The following is a 20773-nucleotide window of genomic DNA, read 5'->3' as shown; positions in this document are numbered from 1 at the left end:
AACGAGAGGGAGGCTACCGGCAACTTACCCCAACATTACATTCTGGTAATGTCCCGGTCACTTAGGCGGCGTCTGGTTAGACTAGCCGCAGGAAGAGCAGGGTTGGCACGCTTGCTCGCAGTGCAAATATCGGGAGGCTAGCAATGAAGCTGCTGGTGGTAGAGGACGAATCGAAGACCGGCGAGTATCTTCGCCAGGGCTTGACTGAGGCGGGCTTCGTCGTCGATTTGGCTACCAACGGGATCGACGGCCAGCACCTGGCAAATAATGAGTCCTACGACCTCATCATCCTCGACGTGATGCTGCCGGATGTTGACGGCTGGCGCATCCAGCAGACCATCCGTGCCGCTGAAAACGCCGTCCCTGTTTTGTTTCTGACGGCTCGCGACAGCGTGGCTGACCGGGTCAAGGGCCTTGAACTGGGCGCCGACGACTATCTGGTCAAGCCCTTTGCATTTTCAGAGTTGCTGGCCCGGGTGCGAACCTTGTTGCGTCGCGGTACCGTACAACTGGCAATGGACCGCATCCAGGTCGGAGACCTGGTGCTCGACCTGGCGCGGCGGCGGGCTTCGCGCGCCGGTCGCCGGATTCCCCTGACCAGCAAAGAATTTGCCTTGCTCGAACTGCTGGCCCGCCGCCGCGGCGAGGTCCTGCCGAGGTCATTGATTGCCTCCCAGGTCTGGGACATGAATTTCGACAGCGACAGCAACGTCATCGATGTCGCCATTCGCCGCCTGCGGGCGAAGATTGATGACGATTTCGAGCCCAAGCTCATCCAGACTGTCCGCGGGATGGGCTACGTACTGGAAATGCCGGAGGGCGAGGAATGAGGCAGCGTCTGTCGCTGACAATGCGGTTGACGATCCTGTTCTCACTGTCATCCGCGGTCGTGTTGCTGGGTCTCGGGATATTGATCTGGCTGGCGATGGACTATCATTTTGCCAACGAGGACTATGTGGTCCTGGGCGACAACATTCGCCTGATCCAGAAGATAGCCGGGGAACAACCGGTCGAAGGCCTTCCGACCCGCTTGAGAGAAATGGTGGAGCACCATCCGGGATTCGTGGCGCATGTCCGAACCGCTCAGGGTCAGGGTGTGTATGCGACCGCTGGCTTTGATTTCGGTACGGCGTTGGAGACGGTCGCCCGGCTGCGGCCGGGCGAAGACTCTTTTGTCTGGGAGCAGAACGGCCAGGAGTATCGTGGAATGCGCGCACTGGCCAGTGCTGCGGAGGGGAAAAGCGGCCCGTTGACGGTCGTGGTCGCCATGGACACGGAAATCCATGCCCATTTCATGCACGCCTTCCGCAAATCCCTGGCGTTCTATATCACGCTGGCCGCGGTCGCGAGCGGCCTGTTCGGTTGGTGGGCCGCCCGGCGCGGTCTCGCGCCGTTACGGATGATGGCCTCACGCGCCAGCGGCGTCAATGCGCACAGGCTAGATGCGCGCATGCCCGTGGAAGCCGTGCCGGTGGAAATGGCGGACCTGGCGGCCACCCTGAACGCCATGCTGGAGCGCCTGCAGGATGACTTTCGTCGTCTCTCTGAGTTTTCGTCCGATCTCGCGCATGAGCTACGTACGCCGATCACTAACCTGATGACCCAGACGCACGTCGTACTGTCCCAGCCACGCGACGCCGCAAAATACCGCGACGTGCTCGCCTCCAATGCGGAAGAGCTGCAGCGTCTGGGCCGCATGGTCTCCGACATGCTCTATCTCGCAAAGATGGAACACGGCATCACGCTGCCGAACGAGGAGGCCATCAATGTCATTGACGAGGTGCGTGCGCTGTTCGAGTTCTATGACGCGCTTGCGGAAGACAAAGGCGTGCACCTGCGCCTTCAAGGCCAAGCGAGGATTGTCGGCGACCGCCTGATGGTGCGCCGGGCCCTGAGTAACCTGCTGTCGAACGCGCTGCGCTACACGCCTAAAGGCAAGGGGATTCTGGTCGAGGCCAGGGAACAGCCTGGCAATGTAACCATCGTCGTGGAGAACGAGGGCGCGGAGATCAGCCCGGAACTGTTGCCGTCCATCTTTGATCGGTTCTTTCGCGCCGACAAGTCAAGGACCCGAGCGGAGTCCGAGAGCGTGGGCCTGGGCCTTTCTATCACGCAGGCGATCATGGCCGCGCACGGCGGCAAGATATCGGCCGAGTCGTCAGCAGGCAAGACCCGCTTTATCCTGACGTTTCCGCGGCTGGCAAAGTGATCGGCGCTTTGTCACCCGTACAGAAATCCTAGTCATGCTTGTCATAAAAATAGCCACTGCACGCGGCCGTGGCTAAGGGCCCTTCGAGAAAGAGCCCTTCAACGATCATACTTCCGGCGCCATGTAAGAAGACCGCCGGAGAATGACGCCTAGCAGGCTGCTGAAATACCGGCAGCGGATGTCCGCGCGACGACTAGCTGAAGCGTTAATCTGAGGACTCCATACAACCCCACATTCATGCGCGGCGCTGACACCTTCACCGAAAGTTTGTTCACCATGCGGCGGCTGGAAGATTTCGTGCCGAAGTCCCACCCCTTGCGCCCGATCCGCACCATGGCGAACCAGGCGCTGGCGAAGATGGATCGGCTGTTCGCGCAAATGTACGAGGCCGATATCAAGGGTGGCCGGCCCAGCATCGCGCCGGAGAAGTTGCTGCGGGCCATGCTGCTGCAGGTGCTCTACAGCGTCCGGTCGGAGCGCCAGCTCATGGAACAGACGCACTACAACTTGCTGTATCGCTGGTTCATTGGCCTGGCGATGGATGATGTGGTCTGGGTGCCCAGCGTCTTCAGCAAGAACCGGGAACGGCTGATCAAGCACGATGCCGTGATCGACTTCTTCAACGAAGTGCTGGCCATCGCGCAGAAGAAGGACTGGCTGTCGGGCGAGCACTTCAGCGTCGACGGCACGTTGATTAAGGCGTGGGCTGGCCACAAGAGCTTTGTACGCAAGGATGGCGACGACAAAGACGATAACGACGGTGCTGACTTCAAGGGTGAAAAGCGCAGCAACGAGACGCACGAGTCCAAAACCGATCCCGATGCCAGGCTGTATCGCAAGGGCAAAACCGCCAGTGAACTGCGCTACATGGGTCATACCTTGAGCGACAACCGCCACGGCCTGGTGGTCAGCGCCATGGTGACCAATGCGGACGGACACGCCGAGCGCGAGGCCGCGAAGGTCATGCTTAACGATGCCAGGCAGGTGATTGAGGACCTGAATGTGGAAGTCACCGTGGGTGCGGACAAGGGCTACGACGCGCACGAGTTCATTCAAGCCTGCCTGGAGATGAAGGTGACGCCGCACGTCGCACAAAACACCTCCGGCCGGCGCTCGGCCGTTCCCGACGCCATTGCAGGCACCAAGGGTTATGCCATCTCACAGCAAAAGCGCAAGCTGATTGAACAAGGCTTTGGATGGGCCAAGACCGTTGGGCGCATGCGCCAGGTAATGGTGCGCGGTCGAAAGAAGGTCGACCAAATGTTTGTGCTGAGTATGGCCGCCTACAACCTCGTGCGCATGCGCTCGCTGGGACAAATCCGCCCACAGTTGCAGTAATCGTGGTGATGAGGCCCGAAACGGTCGTCAAATCAACGAAAAAGTCGGTGAAGTGACGCCGCGCTTCCGGATTGTGAAAAATAGCGAGCCCCTCAGGCTTGTAGAGGGAAGCTTCGCTTTTTACGCGGCTAGTACTTCAGCAGCCTGCTAGCCGCCTTCGCGATGCCCCTTGATCAGGGCGTCGTCGAGGCGGAAGACCTCATTGCCTTTCATGAGGATCTTGCTACCGTCCTTGGTCTCCATGACTTTGCCCTCATGCATGCTCACAGCCTTTCCATATTTGTTCTCCATGGCCATCTTGCCGTCCTTGAAGATGTGCAGCTTGGATCCGTCCTTGAGTTCGTAAGACTTGACGACATTGCTCGTGTCGACTGCAAGGACGTTAAGCGACATTGCAGCGATAAACGTGGCAAAGGCTAGCTTGCTTTTCATCGTAGGGCCTCCGTAGTTGTAGCTCACGGTGCAGTGTGGGTCTGCAGCGCAATGCGCCTGTCCAACCGAGGAATCGCCATAGCTCAATGGGTTGCGTCGAATATCTGTTGGATCAGTTGTTCCCGACCGCCCATGCGCGGACCCCATGCGAATCTATCGAAGCCCACCTGGCTGCTCCATCCACCCTTGTCATTCTATTCGCGCGATAGCCTGCCTGCGTCCTTGATACGAAATGTAATGCCCCGGAAAGCAAGAAGTAATCTGGCAGACAGGATCAGAACCAGATGCGCACGCTCGCTACGATCTGTTTATCGACGGTACGTTCGCCGGCGGCGCGGGCGAGTCCAGCGGTCCAGCTTCTTTCCCCAGACGAGGCCGATGTATGGGGCGAACTCACGCCGAATCTCATACCTGAGTCGCAGACCATTGTTGTATCCGTAATCCCACTGCCAATCCTGCGCGCCTCGTCGGTCTTGCTATAAGCATTCGTCTGCAACTCGGGGGTGAGAAGAAAACGTTGAGAAAGGCGGATATCGTAGGTGGCGCGCAGACGCGCTGCAGCGCGCCCCGAAGACCCCACATAGGCTGTCGCTTCCACGTCAAACCAATACGGCACAAAGCCCTACACCCCAAACGCGCCCCAAGTCCGAGGACAGTGACAGCAACCGTTTTGGGGGCGCCGGCTTACTGGCTCGTTCGCACAACTAAAGTTGTAACCCATTCCCCCGATTCGTCGGCACACGTCGGCCGCCAACAAAGTGGATCGCATGACCAGCAAGGAATTTGCCTTGCTTGAACTCCTCGCCCGACGCCGGGGAGAAGTCCTACCGCGGGCCCTGATTGCTTTCCAGGTGAATTTCTGTGTCCGCCCAGAGGAATGGGCAGTATTCAGATCTTCCGAGGAGCGGCAGCCGTATTTCCAGGCCACGCGTCATGATATGGAAAAGGTACGCGATATCCGGCACCCAGCCCCTACGGTTTGGCAGAAAGAAGAGCCGCTCCTAGCAGACCGATAATTGACTCCGACGCGTGATCGTTCTGACTACCTGACGGATCGGTACAGCGAGCGCAAAGAGGCTGAGCCGCAGGTCGCTTCAACACTTGCTTCCGCCGCTATGGGCCATGAACAAAACGCCAAGGTTGACGATACCGACGACGGTGAAGTCGAATAAGAGCCAAGACATGGGGCGGGTATGGCGATCGAGCCAAGCGGCAGCGTGATTGCACGGCTGGGCGTTGCCCAGACGCTGGCGTGGGGGTCGACGTACTATCTGCCGGCAATGCTGGCCACGTCGATGGCGCGCGACCTCAGCATTTCGACACCGACGGTCTTCGCCGCGTTCAGTGCTGCGCTCATTGTCTCGGCTATTCTCGGACCTTCGGCCGGCCGCTTGATCGACCGCACGGGTGGCAGGCCAGTGCTGGTCGGCACGAGCCTGATCTTCACGATCGGGCTGGCTGCCCTTGGGATGGCACAAGGTGTAGTCGGGATGTTCGTCGCGTGGGTGATCATTGGCATCGGCATGGGTAGCGGGCTGTACGAAGCCGCCTTCGCAACGCTGGTTGTGCTCTATGGCAATCGCTCGCGCAATGCCATTACCGGCATCACGCTGATTGCCGGCTTCGCGAGCACAGTCGGCTGGCCGCTGTCGACGTTTATGGAGTCGCACATTGGATGGCGCGGTGCCTGCCTGAGCTGGGCAGCCCTCCATCTGACTCTCGGACTCGCGCTGAACCTGAGCATGCCGGGCGGCTCATTTGGCGGCGCGAGCTTGAAGCCGACTAATAAGCCTCAAGCAATTGATGTTCCTGCTGCGAGCGACTTGGCGTCGCAGCGTTTCGCATCGTTCGCGCTGGCTTTCGTCTTCGCCGCCACGTGGTTCATCAGCACGGCCATGGCGGCGCATTTGCCGCGGCTGCTGCAAGCCGGTGGCACCACACTGGCCACGGCCGTGATGATCGGTGCTCTCATCGGCCCTGCCCAGGTCGCCGCCCGGATACTCGAGTTCGGCTTGCTACGTAAAGTCCATCCGCTGCTTTCGGCCCGCATTGCCGCGGCACTTCATCCAGCAGGCGCGCTTGCATTTGGCATCGCCGGCGCGCCCGCAGCGGCATTGTTTGGCGTGCTGCATGGCGCGGGCAACGGCATCCTGACGATCGCCAAGGGCACCTTGCCCCTGGTCATTTTCGGTCCCAGCGGATACGGGCATCGTCAGGGTGTGCTGATGGTACCGGCGCGTGTTGCGCAAGCGCTGGCGCCATGGCTCTTTGGTGTGTGCCTGGATGTGTTTGGCGCCAAGGCCCTGTGGCTGTCGTCCAGCCTCGGCGTAGGCGCGATCTTGATGCTGATGGCCATTCGGCAAGTCGATGAAAAAAGGGCCAACCCTGCCTGAGGACTCGTGGCTCTTCCTGCAGTGGAGGGGATTGACCAGGTTCCTGCTGGCTCTTCCGTCCGTTCACGGCTACGGACCTTAGTTCGATCGTTCGATCGGCTGGAGAGCGCGCCAGTACACTATTGAGATAACTTTTCTTATCGCAATAGATTCATCGATGCACTAAACTGGTAGACATGAAAATGCTGCCGGCCAACCCCCAGACCCATCAGGCGCCGCCTGACTTCCCCGATGCGGCGTCGCTGGCCGCGCTACGCGCCTGGTACGAAGGGCTGTCGGCCCGCGACGCGGTGGCGCGCTACCTGGGCGAGCGCAAGGCCAGCGGCCAGTCCGCGCGCGGCATCCTCGGCCACATCCGGCGACAGTTGGCCGATTTCGCGCGCCGCCGGCAGCGCCAGGATGTAGCCGCCTTGTTCGAGCACGGCGCAGCCGAGCGGGTCGGGCGGGCTAAGGCCATCAGCCAAGCGGTCGACTTGCTGCGCCGCTTGCCCCCGCCGCAGCCGCAGGTCGGCGACGACATCGGCCAGTGGCTGCCATCTCGTGCCGTGCAGGCGCTGCGCGCGCACGGCATCGAGACGCTGGCGGACCTGACGGTGCGCATTCCGCGCCGGCGTCGCTGGTGGACGGCGGTGCCCGGCCTAGGTCCGGCGAGCGCCCGACGTATCGAGGCCTTCTTCGCCGAGCACCCGCAACTCACCGAGCGCGCCCGGGCGCTGATCACCGTGGCGGACCGCGGGGTGATCGTGCCATGGGAGCACCTGCGCCTGCCCCACGAGGTCGATGGCTCGTCGGGGACTTTCCGCGCCCCGTGGCAAACCTGCACCCTTGGCGCGTCGAACGACTACCAGGCCGTCCAGGCCTGGTTGGCGCTGCACGAATCGCCGGCCACCCAGCGGGCCTATCGCAAGGAAGCCGAGCGCCTGATCCTGTGGGCGATCGTCGAGCGCGAACGCCCGCTGTCGTCGCTCACCACTGAGGACGCGATTGCCTATCGCACTTTCCTGCGTCGGCCGACGCCACACAAGCGTTGGGTGGGACCACCTCGACCACGCACCTCGAGCGAATGGCGCCCGTTTGCGCAGGCCCTATCTCCGCGTTCAACGGCCTATGCCTTGTCGGTGCTCGGGGCCATGTTCCGTTGGCTGATCCAACAACGCTATGTGCTGGCGAATCCGTTCGCGGGCATCAAGGTGCGCGGCGGCACGCGTGCCGTGCCGCTGGATACGTCGCACGTGTTCACCGAGGGGGAATGGATGTTGGTGCGCACGCTCGCTAACGGACTGGAGTGGTCCTATGGCTGGGATGCCTCCGCGGCCCAGCGCCTGCGCTTTATCCTGGATTTCGCCTATGCGACCGGCCTGCGCGCCAGCGAACTCGTCAGCGCAACCCTTCGTGGCATCGAAATCGATGCCCATGGCGACCACTGGCTCAGCCTGGTCGGCAAGGGGGCCAAGGCGGGCAAGGTAGCGCTGCCGCCGTTGGCGCGCGTGACACTCGACCGGTATTTGGTCGAGCGCGGCCTGCCAGTCACGCGGGCACGCTGGGACCCGAATACCCCGTTGATCGGCGGCCTTGGCCAGGACCCGGCCGGCGGCATCACGGGCACGCGACTGTGGGCCGTGTTGCGACGGTTCTTCGTGCAAGCGGCGAAGTTGATCCAGGCCGACCACCCGGTTGCCGCCGAGAAGCTGCGGCAGGCCAGCCCGCACTGGATGCGGCACACGCATGCGTCCCATGCGCTGGCACGCGGCGCGGAACTGACGACGGTCCGGGACAATCTGCGGCACGCGTCGATTTCGACCACCTCGATCTACCTGCACGCTGACGAGATGAAACGGGCACGCCAAATCGGGGTGGCGTTCTCCGCTTCCTAGCGACTTGCCGTGCGAGCCAAATGGGCAGCCAGAGGAATTCCCACTTATATCGAAATGAAGCGATTCGTCTCTTTCTATATAACCGCAAGGCTTATGATAGCGAATCGGCCGTATCTTGGCATGACCCCTCCTCCAGTCCACGAATATGGTTGCTGACCATCGTCGTGGAAATACCCAGCTGGTCGGCGGCCGTGGTGAAGTTCTCGCAGCCGACGACACGGACGAAGACAGTCATGCTGTTCAGCAGGTCCATTGCATATCCTCGATTCAGCGAGCCAGAACAGGATCCGGGAAGTCAGAACCCGAAAAGATACAAGAAAAATCTCGCCGCGCTCATAAAGTCGCGCAGTGGCGTCATGCCCGGCACTACAATGCGTGGTCCCCCAGCAATCGCGTGATGGAATGCCTGAGACGTCCTTGGAATGCCCCCGATCGTTGCAGTTTTTCCTGTTGCCCGGATACATGGCCGATGCCGCCCTGTGGGCGGAGGTGGTGCCGCAACTGAGTGCGATCGGCACGGTCTCGTACGGTGACATCAACGAAGGCACGACACTGGAGCAGCTCGCGACGCGGACCCTGCGGAATGCGCCCCAACGCTTTGTGCTGGTGGGCTTCTCCATGGGCGGCTATGTGGCGCGGACCATCGCGCAGCTTGCACCGGAGCGTGTGGCCGCGTTGATTCTCGTCGCCACGTCCAGTCGCCCCGATACGCCCCGGCAGGTTGCCGCCCGCCAGGCGGCGGTGGAGGCGGCACGGCGTACAGGCGCATTTCGCGGGCTCAGCATGGCCGCGATCAAGGCGTCGGTGCATCCCGACCGGGCCGGCGACCTCGCGCTGCTCGCGGCGGTTCGCGAGATGGGCGTCAGACTGGGCCCGGAAGTGTTCGCGACGCAGTCTTCCGTGGTGCGCCCCGATACGGCCGGCACGCTGGGGCGCATTGCTTGTCCGACCCTGGTGGTTGCCGCCGACGCGGATCAGCTGCGTAGCCGCGAGGAGTCGAACGAGCTGGTCGCGGGCATCCCCGATGCGGAGCTCGTGGTGATCGCCAACTCGGGGCATATGGTGCCGATGGAGCAGCCGCGCCAGCTTGGCGAGGCGATCCATGGATGGCTGCGGAAACGGGGGCTGGTGCCGTAGTGCCCGCGCGGTGCCGGCAAGTGGCGGCGACTTGCCGGTGGTGTGGTGTCTTCAGTCGATCTTGATGCCGGCGGACTGATTCACCTTGGTCCAGCGGACAATCTCCTGGCGGCCGAACGACTGAAGTTGATCCGCGGGCAGCCTGGACAGGTCCGCACCTTGCGCCTTCCATGTGTCCTTGACCATCTGCGAGTCCAGCGCGCGGCTGACCTCGTGACGCATCTTCCGGACGATCTCGGGCGGTGTCCCCGCCGGAGCCCACAGCCCGTACCAGGTGCCGGCATCCATCGGTGGGCCGCCTGCTTCCTGCATGGTCGGTATGGCGGGAAATTCGGTCGACCGCTTCGTCGTTGTCACGGCCAGTGGGCGCAGCTTTGCGGCGTTGATCTGCTGCGCCGAGGTGCCCATGCCGTCGAACATCATGTCGCACTGACCGCCCAGCAGCGACGTCATGGCCGCGGCGGTCCCGCGGTGGGGAATATGCAGCAAGGACACATGCGTCGCCATCTTGAACATCTCCGCGATGATGTGTTGCGACGTGCCGTTGCCGGAGGAGCAGTAGGTGAGCTTGTCGGGATTGGCCCTGGCGTAGGCAATCAGCTCGCCGACGTCCTTGAACGGTACCTTGGGGTTGACGACCAGGACGTTGGGCACGATCGCGGTAATGGCAACGAGCGTGAAATCCTTGTCCATGTCATAGCCGCGATTGGTATAGAGGCTCTCGGCCATCATCTGGTGCACGCCGCCGGCAAGGAAGGTATAGCCGTCCGGCCTGGACCGGGCGGCGGCATTGACGCCGATCGTGCCGCCCGCGCCGGGCCGATTGTCAACGACGAACTGCTGCCCCAACTGCATGGAGAGACTCGTCGCGATCGGACGGGTGAATGAATCCACGCCACCGCCCGGGCCGTACGGCACGATGATCCTTGCGTATTTGGCAGGCCATGTCTCGGCGAGCGAGGGTCCCGAGAAGAGCGTTCCAACGATAAAACCCAACGGCAGCAGTCGCGCTTTCACTTGCAGTCTCCATGATGTCGATTTCTATTTTTTTGTGAGAGCGAAGCAGCAGGCTGTTCTCACTCGACATCATGGTATAGGGCGAGCTCCGATAAGTTTAATGGATTATTGGTATGCGAGTATTCGTTCGGTGAATGTGGCCGCCGCGGACGCGACGCCGAGCACGGCAGCGTTCAGATTCCCGCGCAGGCCCGCTTCACCTGCGCTCTCAGCCAGGTATGCGCGTGGCTGCGGTCGTAGCGTCGGTGCCAGTACATGTTCCAGTGGAACTGCGGCGTATCGAATGGCAAACGGGCCAATACCAGCCGGTCGTCCAGGAAGTGCCGCGCCAGCTTTTCCGACGTTACCGCCAGGAGATCGGTGCTTTCCAGGATCTTGGGCACCAGCAGCCAGTGTGGCACGTTCAGCACGACCCGGCGTTGCAGGCCTTGCGCGGCAAGAATGTTGTCGACGAAACGGATGTCCGTGGGGCTCATCGAGACACGCAGGTGGCCGGCCGACAGAAAGCGCCGCAGGGTCATCGGCTTGCTCGCGGCCGGATTCTTCGCCCGCATGATGCAGACCATCCGGTCCTGGAACAGCGGCTCGGCGCGAATGGACGACGAGTGATTCAACTCCATGCTCAGGCCCAGATCGAGTTGATCCGATTCGAGCGACTTCAAGGTTCGCTCGGGGGCCATGTGGAGAATGTTGAGCGACACGCCCGGAGCGTCGTTGGTCAGGACCTCGGAGATGCGCGGCAGCGTCAGGTAGCCGACCAGATCGGACATGCGGACGGTGAACTCGCGATCGGAGGTCGCCGGGTCGAACTCCACGTCGCTCGACAGCAGGCGCTCGGTCTGGCGCAGGATCTGCTGGACCGCTTCGCCCAGTTCCAGCGCTCTCGGCGTCGGCTCCATGCCGCCCGCACCGCGGATAAACAGCTCGTCCTTGAAGATATGACGCAGGCGGGCCAGCGCATTGCTCATGGCGGGCTGGCTCATGGCGATCTTGTTGGCCGCCCGGGTGACGTGCCGCTCCGACATCAGGGCATCGAAGATGACCAGAAGATTCAGGTCCAATGCGCGGAGGTTCATGGAGTGGGTACCGTCCTTCGGGGGCTGTCGTGCCGCGTTTATAACACATGCGGCAGCGCCCCCGCGTCAGGCTTGCCGATCGATATCGGTGCCTCTCGTCTCGCGCACGAAGACCAGTCCGATAACGAAACTGAACGCCGCGACGCCCACCGGATACCAGAGCCCCGAGTAGATGCCACCGAAATGGGCCACCAGCGCAAAGCAGATGGTGGGCAGCAGACCGCCGAAGTAGCCGTTGCCAAGGTGATAGGGCAGCGACATTGCCGTATAACGTATGCGGGTCGGAAACATCTCCACCAGGATGGCGGCGATCGGACCCAGGGTCATGGCGCCGAACGTCATGAGGCAAACCAGGAGCAACAGGATCGCGGGCGCGTTGACCTTGCCCGGATCGGCCTGTTTCGGATAGCCAGCATCGTGCAATGCCCCGGCAAGCGTGGACCGGAACCGGTCCTCGGCCTCCCTGGCCTCCTGTTTCCGGAGGCCGGACAAGGACGGCACGAGCAGCGCGTGGTTGCCCACCATGACATAGGTCTGTGCACGATCGGTGTTCAGGGTTTCGTAATGCGCGGATTGACTGGCAAGCACCTGCCTGGCAAGGTCGCACGACTTGCTGAACGTCGCCGTACCGGTGGGATTGAACTGAAAGGTGCATCCGTCCCGGCTCGCCAGCACCGAAATCGGCGCGGCGGCCTGCGCGCGCGCCAGGTCGGGATTACCGAAATGCGTCAGGCCATGGAAAATCGGGGAGATCGTGACGGCCGCGAGCAGGCATCCCGCCAGAATGATCGGCTTGCGGCCAATCCGGTCGGACAGCTTGCCGAACACGACATAGAGCGGGGTGCTGATGACCAGTGCGGCGGCCAGCAGCAGATTGGCCGTATTGCCATCGATCTTCAACGTCTGCGTGAGAAAGAACAGCGAGTAGAAGAGCGCGGTGAACCAGACCACTGCCTGGCCCGCCAGTAGCCCGAAGAGCGCCTGGAGTACCAGTCTCAGGTTTCGCCACTGCCCGAAGGCTTCCGACAGCGGGGCCTTCGAGATCCGGCCTTCGGTCTTGATCTTCTGGAAAGCCGGCGATTCGTGCATGGATCGGCGCACATAGGTCGAGATCGCGAGCAGCACGATCGAGAGGAGAAACGGCAGGCGCCAACCCCATGCGTCGAACTGGTCGCCGCTCACCTGGCGCGCGACAACGATAACGATCAGGGACAGCAGCAGACCGACGGTCGAAGTGGTCTGGATCCACGCCGTATAGCGGCCCCGTTCTGCCGGCGGGGCATGCTCGGCAACGTACGTGGCCGCCGCGCCGTATTCTCCGCCGAGTGCGAGCCCCTGCAGCATGCGAAGCAGGATCAGGATCATCGGCGCGGCCACGCCGATGGTGGCATAGCCAGGCAGCAGCCCGACCAGGAAGGTGGATCCGCCCATGATGAGCAGCGTCAGCATGAAGGTGTACTTGCGGCCGATCATGTCGCCGAGGCGCCCGAACACCAGTGCGCCCAGCGGGCGCACGATAAAGCCGGCGGCGAAGGCAAGCAGCGCGAAGATGAACGCTGAGGTCTGGTCAAGCGCGGTGAAGAACTGCCGGGCGATGACCGCGGCAAGCGCGCCATAGAGAAAGAAGTCATACCACTCGAATACGGCGCCGAGCGAAGCCGCGACCACGACTTTGCGCTCCTCCACGGTCATGCTGCGTGACGACTGGTGGCCGTCAAGCACATCGGTTTTCATGGGTGTCTCCGGGTTTACTGGTATCGGGCGGATCGGCCGGCATCGGGATGGGGCTGCTGCGCTCGCAAACGAGAGTGCGAGCGCGTGTGCAGGGGTGCCCGGAAGGGTCACCGTGGCACTGGGGCATCGGGGCACCGGGGCACCGGGGCACCGGGGCGCCGCCAGGGCGGCGCCCGTCCGGCTGCGACGCGTGGCCTACACCATCACATCCGCCAGGTCCTTCATGCTGTCGACCCACAGGTCGGGCTGGTGCGGCGTGCCGCCGAAGGGACGCTTGCGGCGATCGATAAAGGCACTGTGCATGCCGGCCGCCTTGGCGCCCAGGCAGTCGAACGCGTGGTTGGCCACGAACAGTACCTCGTCCATGGCAACCTGCTCGATTTCCGCCGCCTTGGTATAGGTGGCCACGTGCGGCTTGAACGCGTTCGATTCGGCCACGGAGATCACGTTGTTGAACGGGATCTGGTGGTACTGCTTCGCGGTCTCGAGCATGTCGCGGTCGCCGTTGGACAGCACCACGATGCGGTACCGGGTCTGCAGGCGTGCCAGCGCCTCCGGCACGTCGGGGAAGGGCTTGAGCTGCTCGATGCAGCTCACCAGGTAGCGCACCTCGTCCTGCGTGTGCGCGATGCCCGCGCGCTCCAGGGTATAGGAGACGGCCCGGTGGCCGATCTCGCGATACGGCGTGTGTTCCTTGTGGAGCAACGCGTCGATCATCGAGTTCTCGAAATGCGTACGACGCCACCAGGTGACGAACGAATTCGGGTTGCCGGTCCAGCCCTTGTCCTTGAGGAACGGCGTCGCGACTTCCACCAGCCCCTTCTGCATATCGACCACGGTGCCGTACTGGTCGAACATGACAACCTTGATTTTCTTCTTCAGATCCACTGCTTCCATTTGATGCCTCATCTAGCGGTTGGTATTTGCCGTTGGGTGAACTGCAGGTCCACTGTAAGAGCCGCCGGGCTATTCATCAAATGGATAGAATGTATGTCGATATTTTTCGTATGAATAGTGACAGCCCAGGTCGGCGCTGTGGGCCGACCGCCGCCACGCCGCGGTTCAGGGGGTCTTCAATCGCTTCCAGGTCGAGGTGGCATACGCGACGATGTCCCCGGTATCGTCGACCAGGGTCGACTGCAGAAACGAGATACCGTGGCCCTGGCGGATGAACTGCCCCGTGCACGTCATGCGCCCTTGCCGCACCGCCTTCAGATACTGCGTCTTCATCTCCAGCGTCGCGCCGGGACCCTGGCAGCGCCTGAGCAGATGGCCCATCGAGATATCCATCACCGTCGCAACGATGCCGCCGTGCAGCGAGCCCTGGGGATTGAACAGGAAATCCTTCAACTCGAAGGAGACGATGCAACGATCGTCTGTATAGTCGAACTCGAGGCCCAGCAGCTGCGCCAGGAAAAACTGCCCGAACGCTGGCTGATGCCGTGCGAGCGCGCGCTCGAACGCTACCGTCGCGGCTGCCTTATCCATGCGCGGTCTCCGCCTGGTGACAACGAATGACCCCAAGCGCTTCGAGCGCCCGCACTTCGTAGGGACCGATATCGAGGTGCTCGGCCAGGACCGCGGCCGTGTGCTCGCCCAGCAAAGGCGCCGCGAGATGCCGCGCCGCATCGCCATCACCGCCATCATCGCCGCCGAAGCGGAACGGGCTGAGGATATTCTTGACGGTGCCCGCGGTGGGGTGCGCCATCTCGACGATCATGCCACGCCCGGTGAGCTGCTCGGCCTCGCAAACCTCTGCGACGGACCGGATATCCCCGCACGGAACACCGGCCCTGGTCAGGGCGGCAATCCAGTATCGACGCGGCTGGGCGGCAATGATGTCGGCGATGATCGGCACCAGTTCGCCGCGTCGCGAGACTCGCTCGCTCGCCCGCGCATAACGCGGGTCGGCGCCGAGGTCGGGGCGTTCTAGCACCTGGCAAAACAGCTGCCAGAACTTGTCGTTGGCCACGCCGATATTGAGCCAGCCGTCCGCGGCCCTGAACGTCTCGTACGGCGCGATCGTCGGATGGGCATTACCGCGTCGTTTGGGGCTCTGGCCGGTGGTGAAGTAGATGCCGGCATTGAACGTGAGCAACGAGGCCATGCAGTCGAGCATCGCGATATCCACGTGCTTGCCCTGTCCGGTCCGTGCGCGCTCGACCAGCGCGGCGAGGATGGCCTGCGACGCGAACTGGCCCGTCACCAGATCCGCGATGGAGGTCCCGATCTTGGTGGGCAGACCGTGCGGATCCCCCGTGATATCCATGATGCCCGATTCACCCTGGATAATGAGGTCGTAGCCGGGCCGGTTGGCATCGACGCCTTCGGCCCCGAAGCCCGTAATCGCGCAACTGATCAGCGCCGGGTTGTCTCGCCGGAGATCGGCGTAGGCGAGGCCCAGCCGATCCGTCGTGCCAGGGCGGAAATTGTCGATGACGACATCGCAGCGCATGGCCAGCTTGCGCACCAGCTCGACGCCTTGCGGCTTCTTGAGGTTGATCGCGCAGCTCCGCTTGTTGCGATTGACCGAAAGAAAATAGGCGCTCTCTCCCCCGGTGAAGGGCGGGCCGAAGGCGCGGCTGTCATCGCCGTGCTCCGGCTCCTCGATCTTGATGATCTCGGCACCCAGATCGCCGAGCAGCATGGTGCAGAACGGACCCGACACGACGCGTGTCAGGTCGAGAACTCGAATTCCAGCAAGGGGTCGCATATCGCTACATCGCAGTGAATGAAGACTACAGGACAGGACGCGCACGCCCGGTCCGGGCGCGAGCCGTGCGCACAAGGCTAGGGCTGGCGACCCCATCGGTCCAATGGATATTTGCGATAGCGAAATAGATCTGCTGAATGATCCCGTTACGACTGCCGTCTAGCGAGTTTCCCGCGTATCGGGGCGTTCACGCCTGGCCTGTGCCGCGAGCCAGGTCATGAACGTTTCCAGGGCCTCGGCTGGTTTGACCTTGGCGGGATACGCGACGAAATAGGACTGCTCGATGTCGAGCGAGCGATCCGCTGCGATCACCAGACTGCCATGGCGCAGTTCGGACTCGATCAGGATGCGGGGTAACAGACCGATGCCGAGCCCCGCGCTGGCGGCCATCGCCGTCATGGTGTGCATGTCGTACCGCGGGCCGCGCGAGGCTGCCACGGGATACTCCCAGCCTTGCGCCTCGTACCAGTCCCGCCACGTGTTCGGCCGCGTGCTCAGGTGAAGATGGCGTGCCTCGCTAAAGCCGGCCTCGGATGAGAGATCGTGTTGATCGGCATAGCGCCGACTGCAGACGGGCACCATCTCGCCTTCGGACATCAGCCGTATGCCGCGCGTGTCCGGCCAGAGCTTGTCGCCCGAATGGATCGCGGCATCGAACGGCTGGTCCTCGAACGAGAATGCCGAAGCGCGCGACGACAGGTTGACCGTAATGCCGGGATAATCGCGCGCGAAGTCGGCGAGCCGCGGGATCAGCCATTGCGTGGCAAAGGTCGGAATCACGGCGATATTCAGGACATGGCCCATGCTCCGGCCGGCGCTGAGCTCCTGGGTATCGCGCTGGAGCATCTCCAGATGCCGGCGAATTCTCCCCGAGTACTCCCGGCCGACCTCGGTCAGTACCAGCCGGCGGCGTACGCGGGTGAACAGCTGGATGCCGAGCCGTTGTTCAAGCGCCGCCACCTGACGGCTGACGGCGCTTTGGGTCAACGCCAGCTCATCGCCCGCGCGCGCAAAGCTGCCAAGCCGTGCCGACGCTTCAAACGCCTGGAGCGCCCCGAGGTTGGGTATGTTTTTTCTCATGATCGATGAACGTGTCAGCGACCATTATCATGAGCAAGCCGCCTGCGGGCAAGTTGGCGACGGGCACGCCGGGGACGGGCAAGTTGCGGACGGCAGGTTTCCTGCCTCCTCGAGCGCCACGGCAAAGCGATGGCTGCGACGTCCCGCCTTGCTGCTGCGATGACGCACCGCCCAGACCACACCGCGCAGGGTCCGGTGGCCGCCGGCATCGACCGCCGCGGTGCATGCCTCCAGCACCTCCGGGTCGGGAAACATCATCAGTTCGGCGGCGCTCCCCAGGGCGATGGCGATCTCCATCGGTGAGCGCGTCACCAGGGCCGTGCCCAGCAGGCGCGACAGCGCGCGCTCTACCGCGTGATCCGCCGCGTGATCCGCCGCGTGGTTCACCGCGTGGTCCACCGCGTGCGTCCCGCGCGGAGTGCCCGCTTCTCGCAGAATCCGTTTCACCGAGGCCCGAATGAAATGCAGCATATCAGCCGGCGTCACGGGTTCCGCCTCGGCGATGTCCTCGCGCGGTCTCCGGCGGGGCGAGCGCAGCGAAGAGGTCGCCGCGGTCACGTTACTCGGCCTTGCCCAGCCAGGTTCTGCCGAGGGTCATCCTCGGGTCGAACTGGGACTGCATGCCGCCCATATGCGCCAGCACGGCCGGCGCGGTGAACGCTTGATAGTACGCGGCGTTGTAGGGGCCAATGCCGTGCTCGGCGCTATAGCTGCCGGAGAATTCCCGCACCGTCAGTGCATAGATATCCGAGCGCAGTCGTTCGACCACGTCGCTGTCGTAGCGTGGCGCGTCGCTGTCGGGCCAGACCATGTTGAGATGGATGCCGCCGTCGCCGAGGTGACCGAAATCGAAGACTCGCATCCATGGGTACTTCTCCGCGACCAGCCGGGTGGCGACGGTCCGGAACGTCGCGATGCGGGAGCGCGGCACCGACAGGTCGAAGGCAACGATGCTCCCCAGCCCGCGGATCGACTCGGTGATGGCGTGGCGCAGTTTCCACAGCATCTCCGCCTTGCCGACGATGGCATTGCCGATCACGGTGCCAAAGTGCGCCTCCAGGAAAGCCAGCATGAGCGCATCCAGATCCGGATATCCATTCCCGGCGGGGCGGGCGGCGGTCAGTTCCACCAGCACCGCATAGTCCGCATCTGCCATCGCTTCGAATGGATTCTCGACCCCCTCGATATGGCTGACGACGGCCTCCGCCGCGGCGCGCGAGATGCCCTCGCAGGAGGTCAGGTAGTTGGCGAACTCGATGTCCAGCAGTCTGATCAGCGTGTTCACCGCGTCTCCGGTGCCGGGAATGATCAACGCGCACGAGGTCTGTTGCGGCAGCGGGTGCACTTGCAGGGCGGCGGCCGTGACGATGCCGAAGGCGCCGCCGGTGCCCACAAAGAGCTGCTTGAAATCGAAGCCGACGTTGTTCTTGCGCAAGGGCTGCAGCAGATCCAGCACCTCCCCGGCCGGCTCCGCCAGCACCGCTTCCACGCCCAGCAGGTTGTGCCGTACGTCGCCATACTTCAGCAGGCGTGCGCCGCCGGTATTCGCGGCGATCATGCCGCCGATGGTGGGATCGGCGCCAAGGTCGATGGGAAAGAAGAGCCCATGTTCCGCGAGGCGCTGGTTGAGCTCGCTCAGGCGCGTCCCCGCCGGTACCGTGACCGAGCGGTTGATCACGTCGATCTCGATCGCCCCCTTCAGACGCTCCGTGCTGAGCACCACCTGCGTTCCGCTGGCGTCCGGACTGGAGCCGCCCACGAGCCCGGTGTTGGCGCCTTGAGCGACCAGGCGCACGCCATGGGCCTGTGCAGCCCTGGCGAGGGCCTGGACCTCGCTGGTCGAGGCCGGCCGGACCACCGCGGCGGCGGATCCGCGGCCATACCGGGCGCCCGTTTCGTAGGCGGCGGTGTCCGACGGCGTGGTCAGCACGTCGATCGACGCATGTTCGCGCGCCAGAAAATCCAGCAATGCTTGCGTCCGGGTCATGGTCGTCTCCTTTCAGGGTTGCCGCTCTCAACTGGGCCCGCGGTTGCCACGGGCAAGGTCCGGGGATCGTACGGAATCCGCGCGATGCCAGGCAAACGCTTCTTTGGAACGACGTCATGCGTTTGAGGAAGGAAGTGCGGGGCCCGCCGGCGCGCATTGGGGGCATGAATATCGGCATCACAACATCGAATTTCCCGCCGCTATGACCGCTGGGTAGGATGGCTGCCACATCGGACGGCCCCACCTGTCACAGGTGTTGCCGCTTGCCGGTCCCAACCTGCCCACGCGGAGTTCACACATGCAGCGCTTCGACAACCTCATTGCGGGAATAAAGACTCCACCCGCATCAGGCCAATGGATCCCCAGCCTGGATCCCTATCGCAACGAAAACTGGTGCGAGATTCCGGACAGCAACGGCGCGGATGTGGACGCCGCGGTTGCGGCGGCCAGGAGCGCCTTCACGGGACCGGCCTGGCGAGGGCTCTCCGCCACCGCCAGGGGCGCCTTGCTGCGGCGCCTGGGCGGTCTTGTGGCGGACAACGCGCAGCGGCTGGCCGAGATCGAAGTGCGTGACAACGGCAAGCTCCTGAGCGAGATGCTGGCCCAGTTGCGCCATATTCCGCAGTGGTTCTACTACTACGGTGGCCTGGCGGACAAGATCGAGGGCGCGGTGCTGCCGATCGATCAGCCCGACCATTTTGTCTACACGACGTGGGAGCCGCTCGGCGTGGTGGCGGCGATTACCGCCTGGAACTCACCGCTGCTGCTGTTGACGTGGAAGCTCGCGCCAGGACTGGCAGCCGGCAATACCTTCGTGGTCAAGCCAAGCGAGTTCTCGAGCGCGTCGACGCTTGCCTTTGCCGAGCTGTTTCAGGACGCGGGTTTTCCGCCTGGCGTGATCAACGTGGTGTGCGGTACGGGACAGGGCGTGGGCGCCCCGCTGGTCGCGCATCGCGACGTTGCCAAGGTGGCGTTTACCGGTTCGGATGCCACCGGGCGCGCCATCAACCGCACTGTTGCCGGCGATCTGAAGCATGTCACGCTCGAACTTGGCGGCAAGTCACCGAACATTGTGTTCGCGGACGCGGATCTCGACGCCGCCGCGGCCGGGGTGGCATCGGGCATCTTTGCGGCAGCCGGCCAGACCTGCATGGCCGGCTCGCGGCTGCTGGTCCAGCGCGAGATCCATGACGCGTTCCTGGACAAGATATGTGCGCTGGCCAGTACGATCAGATTGGGAGATCCGTCTGCGCCCGATACCCAGATGGGGCCGCTGGCCAACGCGCCCCAGTACAGCAAGGTGCTCGGCTGCATCGACGATGCCGTGAACGAGGGCGCGACGCTGGCCTGTGGCGGCCGGGCTCATCACGATGCCAGCGGCGGCCTGTTCGTGCAGCCGACCATCTTCCGCGATGTGGACCACGCCTCGCGGCTCGCGCAACGAGAGATATTCGGCCCGGTGCTCGCGGTCATTCCGTTCGACACCGACGACGAGGCGCTGGCCCTGGCAAACGGCACCGACTATGGCCTCGGCGCCGGTCTGTGGACCCGGGACATGGCCCGTGTATTCCGGTTCACGCAAGGGCTGCAAGCCGGAACTGTCTGGGTAAATACCTATCGTGCGTTGGGCTTCATGGCGCCCTTTGGCGGCATGAAGGCCAGCGGCCTGGGACGCGAAAGCGGCCAGGAGATGATCAAGCTCTATCTGCAATCGAAGACGGTGTGGATCAACAACGCCACGCAGCCGCCCGGAAATCCGTTTGTCATGCGCCTTGGCTGAGTC

The 20773-nt window shown here is 63.3% G+C and carries 19 protein-coding genes and 2 pseudogenes; 9 read left to right on the top strand and 12 right to left on the bottom strand.

Annotated features, from left to right (window positions below; genetic code table 11):
- The first annotated feature begins 143 nt into the window (after nt 1–143).
- The 3 genes from DFLDMN_RS24505 to DFLDMN_RS24495 all read left to right on the top strand — a co-directional run bounded on the left by DFLDMN_RS24505 (nt 144) and on the right by DFLDMN_RS24495 (nt 3547).
- Entirely contained in the window at nt 144–830 is a 687-nt protein-coding gene (locus DFLDMN_RS24505; protein WP_423200389.1) for a heavy metal response regulator transcription factor, read from the top strand.
- Nucleotides 827–2209, top strand: coding sequence for a heavy metal sensor histidine kinase (locus DFLDMN_RS24500; protein WP_205182408.1), 1383 nt, complete (start codon nt 827–829; stop codon nt 2207–2209). Before DFLDMN_RS24505 ends, DFLDMN_RS24500 begins: the two co-directional genes overlap by 4 nt.
- 237 nt (nt 2210–2446) lie before the next feature.
- Nucleotides 2447–3547: an IS5-like element ISRme1 family transposase gene (locus DFLDMN_RS24495; RefSeq protein ID WP_205182406.1), complete on the top strand. Its 1101-nt coding sequence runs from the start codon at nt 2447–2449 to the stop codon at nt 3545–3547.
- Between the two features lie 147 nt (nt 3548–3694).
- Here DFLDMN_RS24495 and copK read toward each other — a convergent pair whose 3' ends face one another.
- Together copK and DFLDMN_RS24485 are read right to left on the bottom strand one after the other, a co-directional pair.
- A complete protein-coding gene (gene copK / locus DFLDMN_RS24490) occupies nt 3695–3979 on the bottom strand; it encodes a periplasmic Cu(I)/Cu(II)-binding protein CopK (RefSeq protein WP_205182404.1) in 285 nt (94 codons plus the stop codon).
- Between the two features lie 274 nt (nt 3980–4253).
- A complete protein-coding gene (locus DFLDMN_RS24485) occupies nt 4254–4595 on the bottom strand; it encodes a copper resistance protein B (RefSeq protein ID WP_374105059.1) in 342 nt (113 codons plus the stop codon).
- A 151-nt stretch (nt 4596–4746) separates the two neighbouring features.
- Between DFLDMN_RS24485 and DFLDMN_RS24480 the strand changes: the two are divergent.
- From DFLDMN_RS24480 to DFLDMN_RS24465, 4 genes and pseudogenes are all read left to right on the top strand, one after another.
- Nucleotides 4747–4833: pseudogene (locus tag DFLDMN_RS24480) on the top strand (DNA-binding response regulator); the annotation flags it as partial.
- A gap of 174 nt (nt 4834–5007) precedes the next feature.
- Nucleotides 5008–5151, top strand: a pseudogene (locus DFLDMN_RS24475) (arsenical resistance protein ArsH); the annotation flags it as partial.
- 21 nt (nt 5152–5172) lie between these two features.
- On the top strand, nt 5173–6372 hold the full coding sequence (locus tag DFLDMN_RS24470; RefSeq protein WP_205182402.1) for an MFS transporter: 1200 nt from the start codon (nt 5173–5175) through the stop codon (nt 6370–6372).
- 182 nt (nt 6373–6554) lie between these two features.
- Nucleotides 6555–8246 carry a phage integrase family protein gene (locus DFLDMN_RS24465; RefSeq protein WP_354681679.1) on the top strand — a complete coding sequence of 564 codons (1692 nt, stop codon included), beginning with the start codon at nt 6555–6557 and terminating at the stop codon, nt 8244–8246.
- A gap of 91 nt (nt 8247–8337) precedes the next feature.
- Here DFLDMN_RS24465 and DFLDMN_RS24460 read toward each other — a convergent pair whose 3' ends face one another.
- Nucleotides 8338–8499 (bottom strand): helix-turn-helix domain-containing protein, encoded by a 162-nt coding sequence (locus tag DFLDMN_RS24460; protein ID WP_423200388.1) that lies wholly within the window; start codon nt 8497–8499, stop codon nt 8338–8340.
- Between the two features lie 164 nt (nt 8500–8663).
- Here DFLDMN_RS24460 and DFLDMN_RS24455 point away from each other — a divergent pair, with 164 nt between their 5' ends.
- Nucleotides 8664–9383, top strand: coding sequence for an alpha/beta fold hydrolase (locus DFLDMN_RS24455; protein ID WP_423200387.1), 720 nt, complete (start codon nt 8664–8666; stop codon nt 9381–9383).
- 51 nt (nt 9384–9434) lie between these two features.
- Here the strand turns inward: DFLDMN_RS24455 and DFLDMN_RS24450 are convergent, their stop codons facing one another.
- From DFLDMN_RS24450 to DFLDMN_RS24410, 9 genes are all read right to left on the bottom strand, one after another.
- Complete coding sequence (locus DFLDMN_RS24450) at nt 9435–10400, bottom strand: Bug family tripartite tricarboxylate transporter substrate binding protein (protein ID WP_423200386.1); 966 nt, start codon at nt 10398–10400, stop codon at nt 9435–9437.
- 173 nt (nt 10401–10573) lie between these two features.
- Complete coding sequence (locus tag DFLDMN_RS24445; RefSeq protein ID WP_423200385.1) at nt 10574–11476, bottom strand: LysR family transcriptional regulator; 903 nt, start codon at nt 11474–11476, stop codon at nt 10574–10576.
- A 66-nt stretch (nt 11477–11542) separates the two neighbouring features.
- Complete coding sequence (locus DFLDMN_RS24440) at nt 11543–13210, bottom strand: MFS transporter (RefSeq protein ID WP_423200384.1); 1668 nt, start codon at nt 13208–13210, stop codon at nt 11543–11545.
- 195 nt (nt 13211–13405) lie between these two features.
- The gene (locus DFLDMN_RS24435; RefSeq protein WP_423200383.1) at nt 13406–14107 is read right to left on the bottom strand and encodes a haloacid dehalogenase type II; all 702 of its coding nucleotides are present in this window, start codon (nt 14105–14107) and stop codon (nt 13406–13408) included.
- Nucleotides 14108–14272: 165 nt separating this feature from the next.
- A complete protein-coding gene (locus DFLDMN_RS24430) occupies nt 14273–14698 on the bottom strand; it encodes a PaaI family thioesterase (RefSeq protein WP_423200382.1) in 426 nt (141 codons plus the stop codon).
- Nucleotides 14691–15923 carry a CaiB/BaiF CoA transferase family protein gene (locus DFLDMN_RS24425; RefSeq protein ID WP_423200381.1) on the bottom strand — a complete coding sequence of 411 codons (1233 nt, stop codon included), beginning with the start codon at nt 15921–15923 and terminating at the stop codon, nt 14691–14693. The genes DFLDMN_RS24430 and DFLDMN_RS24425 overlap by 8 nt, the downstream gene beginning before the upstream one ends.
- A 159-nt stretch (nt 15924–16082) precedes the next feature.
- Nucleotides 16083–17003, bottom strand: a complete 921-nt coding sequence (locus tag DFLDMN_RS24420) for a LysR family transcriptional regulator (protein ID WP_423200380.1) — start codon at nt 17001–17003, stop codon at nt 16083–16085.
- A gap of 27 nt (nt 17004–17030) precedes the next feature.
- The gene (locus tag DFLDMN_RS24415) at nt 17031–17561 is read right to left on the bottom strand and encodes a hypothetical protein (protein WP_423200379.1); all 531 of its coding nucleotides are present in this window, start codon (nt 17559–17561) and stop codon (nt 17031–17033) included.
- Nucleotide 17562: 1 nt separating this feature from the next.
- Nucleotides 17563–18990, bottom strand: a complete 1428-nt coding sequence (locus DFLDMN_RS24410; RefSeq protein ID WP_423200378.1) for an FAD-binding oxidoreductase — start codon at nt 18988–18990, stop codon at nt 17563–17565.
- Between the two features lie 298 nt (nt 18991–19288).
- Between DFLDMN_RS24410 and DFLDMN_RS24405 the strand changes: the two genes are divergently transcribed.
- Complete coding sequence (locus DFLDMN_RS24405; RefSeq protein WP_423200377.1) at nt 19289–20770, top strand: aldehyde dehydrogenase; 1482 nt, start codon at nt 19289–19291, stop codon at nt 20768–20770.
- The last annotated feature ends 3 nt before the right edge of the window (nt 20771–20773 follow it).

This window comes from Cupriavidus sp. H19C3 (genome assembly GCF_049393815.1).
In the GTDB taxonomy this organism is placed as follows: Bacteria; Pseudomonadota; Gammaproteobacteria; order Burkholderiales; family Burkholderiaceae; genus Cupriavidus.
The sequence above is the reverse complement of the archived record's forward strand: the minus strand, read 5'-3'. Positions and strand labels throughout refer to the sequence as shown.

Coding starts and splice junctions, on each gene's coding strand:
- DFLDMN_RS24505 (WP_423200389.1), top strand. CDS start 144: ATGAAGCTGCTGGTGGTAGAGGACGAATCGAAGACCGGCGAGTATCTT.
- DFLDMN_RS24500 (WP_205182408.1), top strand. CDS start 827: ATGAGGCAGCGTCTGTCGCTGACAATGCGGTTGACGATCCTGTTCTCA.
- DFLDMN_RS24495 (WP_205182406.1), top strand. CDS start 2,447: ATGCGCGGCGCTGACACCTTCACCGAAAGTTTGTTCACCATGCGGCGG.
- copK (WP_205182404.1), bottom strand. CDS start 3,979: ATGAAAAGCAAGCTAGCCTTTGCCACGTTTATCGCTGCAATGTCGCTT.
- DFLDMN_RS24470 (WP_205182402.1), top strand. CDS start 5,173: ATGGCGATCGAGCCAAGCGGCAGCGTGATTGCACGGCTGGGCGTTGCC.
- DFLDMN_RS24465 (WP_354681679.1), top strand. CDS start 6,555: ATGCTGCCGGCCAACCCCCAGACCCATCAGGCGCCGCCTGACTTCCCC.
- DFLDMN_RS24460 (WP_423200388.1), bottom strand. CDS start 8,499: ATGGACCTGCTGAACAGCATGACTGTCTTCGTCCGTGTCGTCGGCTGC.
- DFLDMN_RS24445 (WP_423200385.1), bottom strand. CDS start 11,476: ATGAACCTCCGCGCATTGGACCTGAATCTTCTGGTCATCTTCGATGCC.
- DFLDMN_RS24440 (WP_423200384.1), bottom strand. CDS start 13,210: ATGAAAACCGATGTGCTTGACGGCCACCAGTCGTCACGCAGCATGACC.
- DFLDMN_RS24435 (WP_423200383.1), bottom strand. CDS start 14,107: ATGGAAGCAGTGGATCTGAAGAAGAAAATCAAGGTTGTCATGTTCGAC.
- DFLDMN_RS24430 (WP_423200382.1), bottom strand. CDS start 14,698: ATGGATAAGGCAGCCGCGACGGTAGCGTTCGAGCGCGCGCTCGCACGG.
- DFLDMN_RS24425 (WP_423200381.1), bottom strand. CDS start 15,923: ATGCGACCCCTTGCTGGAATTCGAGTTCTCGACCTGACACGCGTCGTG.
- DFLDMN_RS24420 (WP_423200380.1), bottom strand. CDS start 17,003: ATGAGAAAAAACATACCCAACCTCGGGGCGCTCCAGGCGTTTGAAGCG.
- DFLDMN_RS24410 (WP_423200378.1), bottom strand. CDS start 18,990: ATGACCCGGACGCAAGCATTGCTGGATTTTCTGGCGCGCGAACATGCG.
- DFLDMN_RS24405 (WP_423200377.1), top strand. CDS start 19,289: ATGCAGCGCTTCGACAACCTCATTGCGGGAATAAAGACTCCACCCGCA.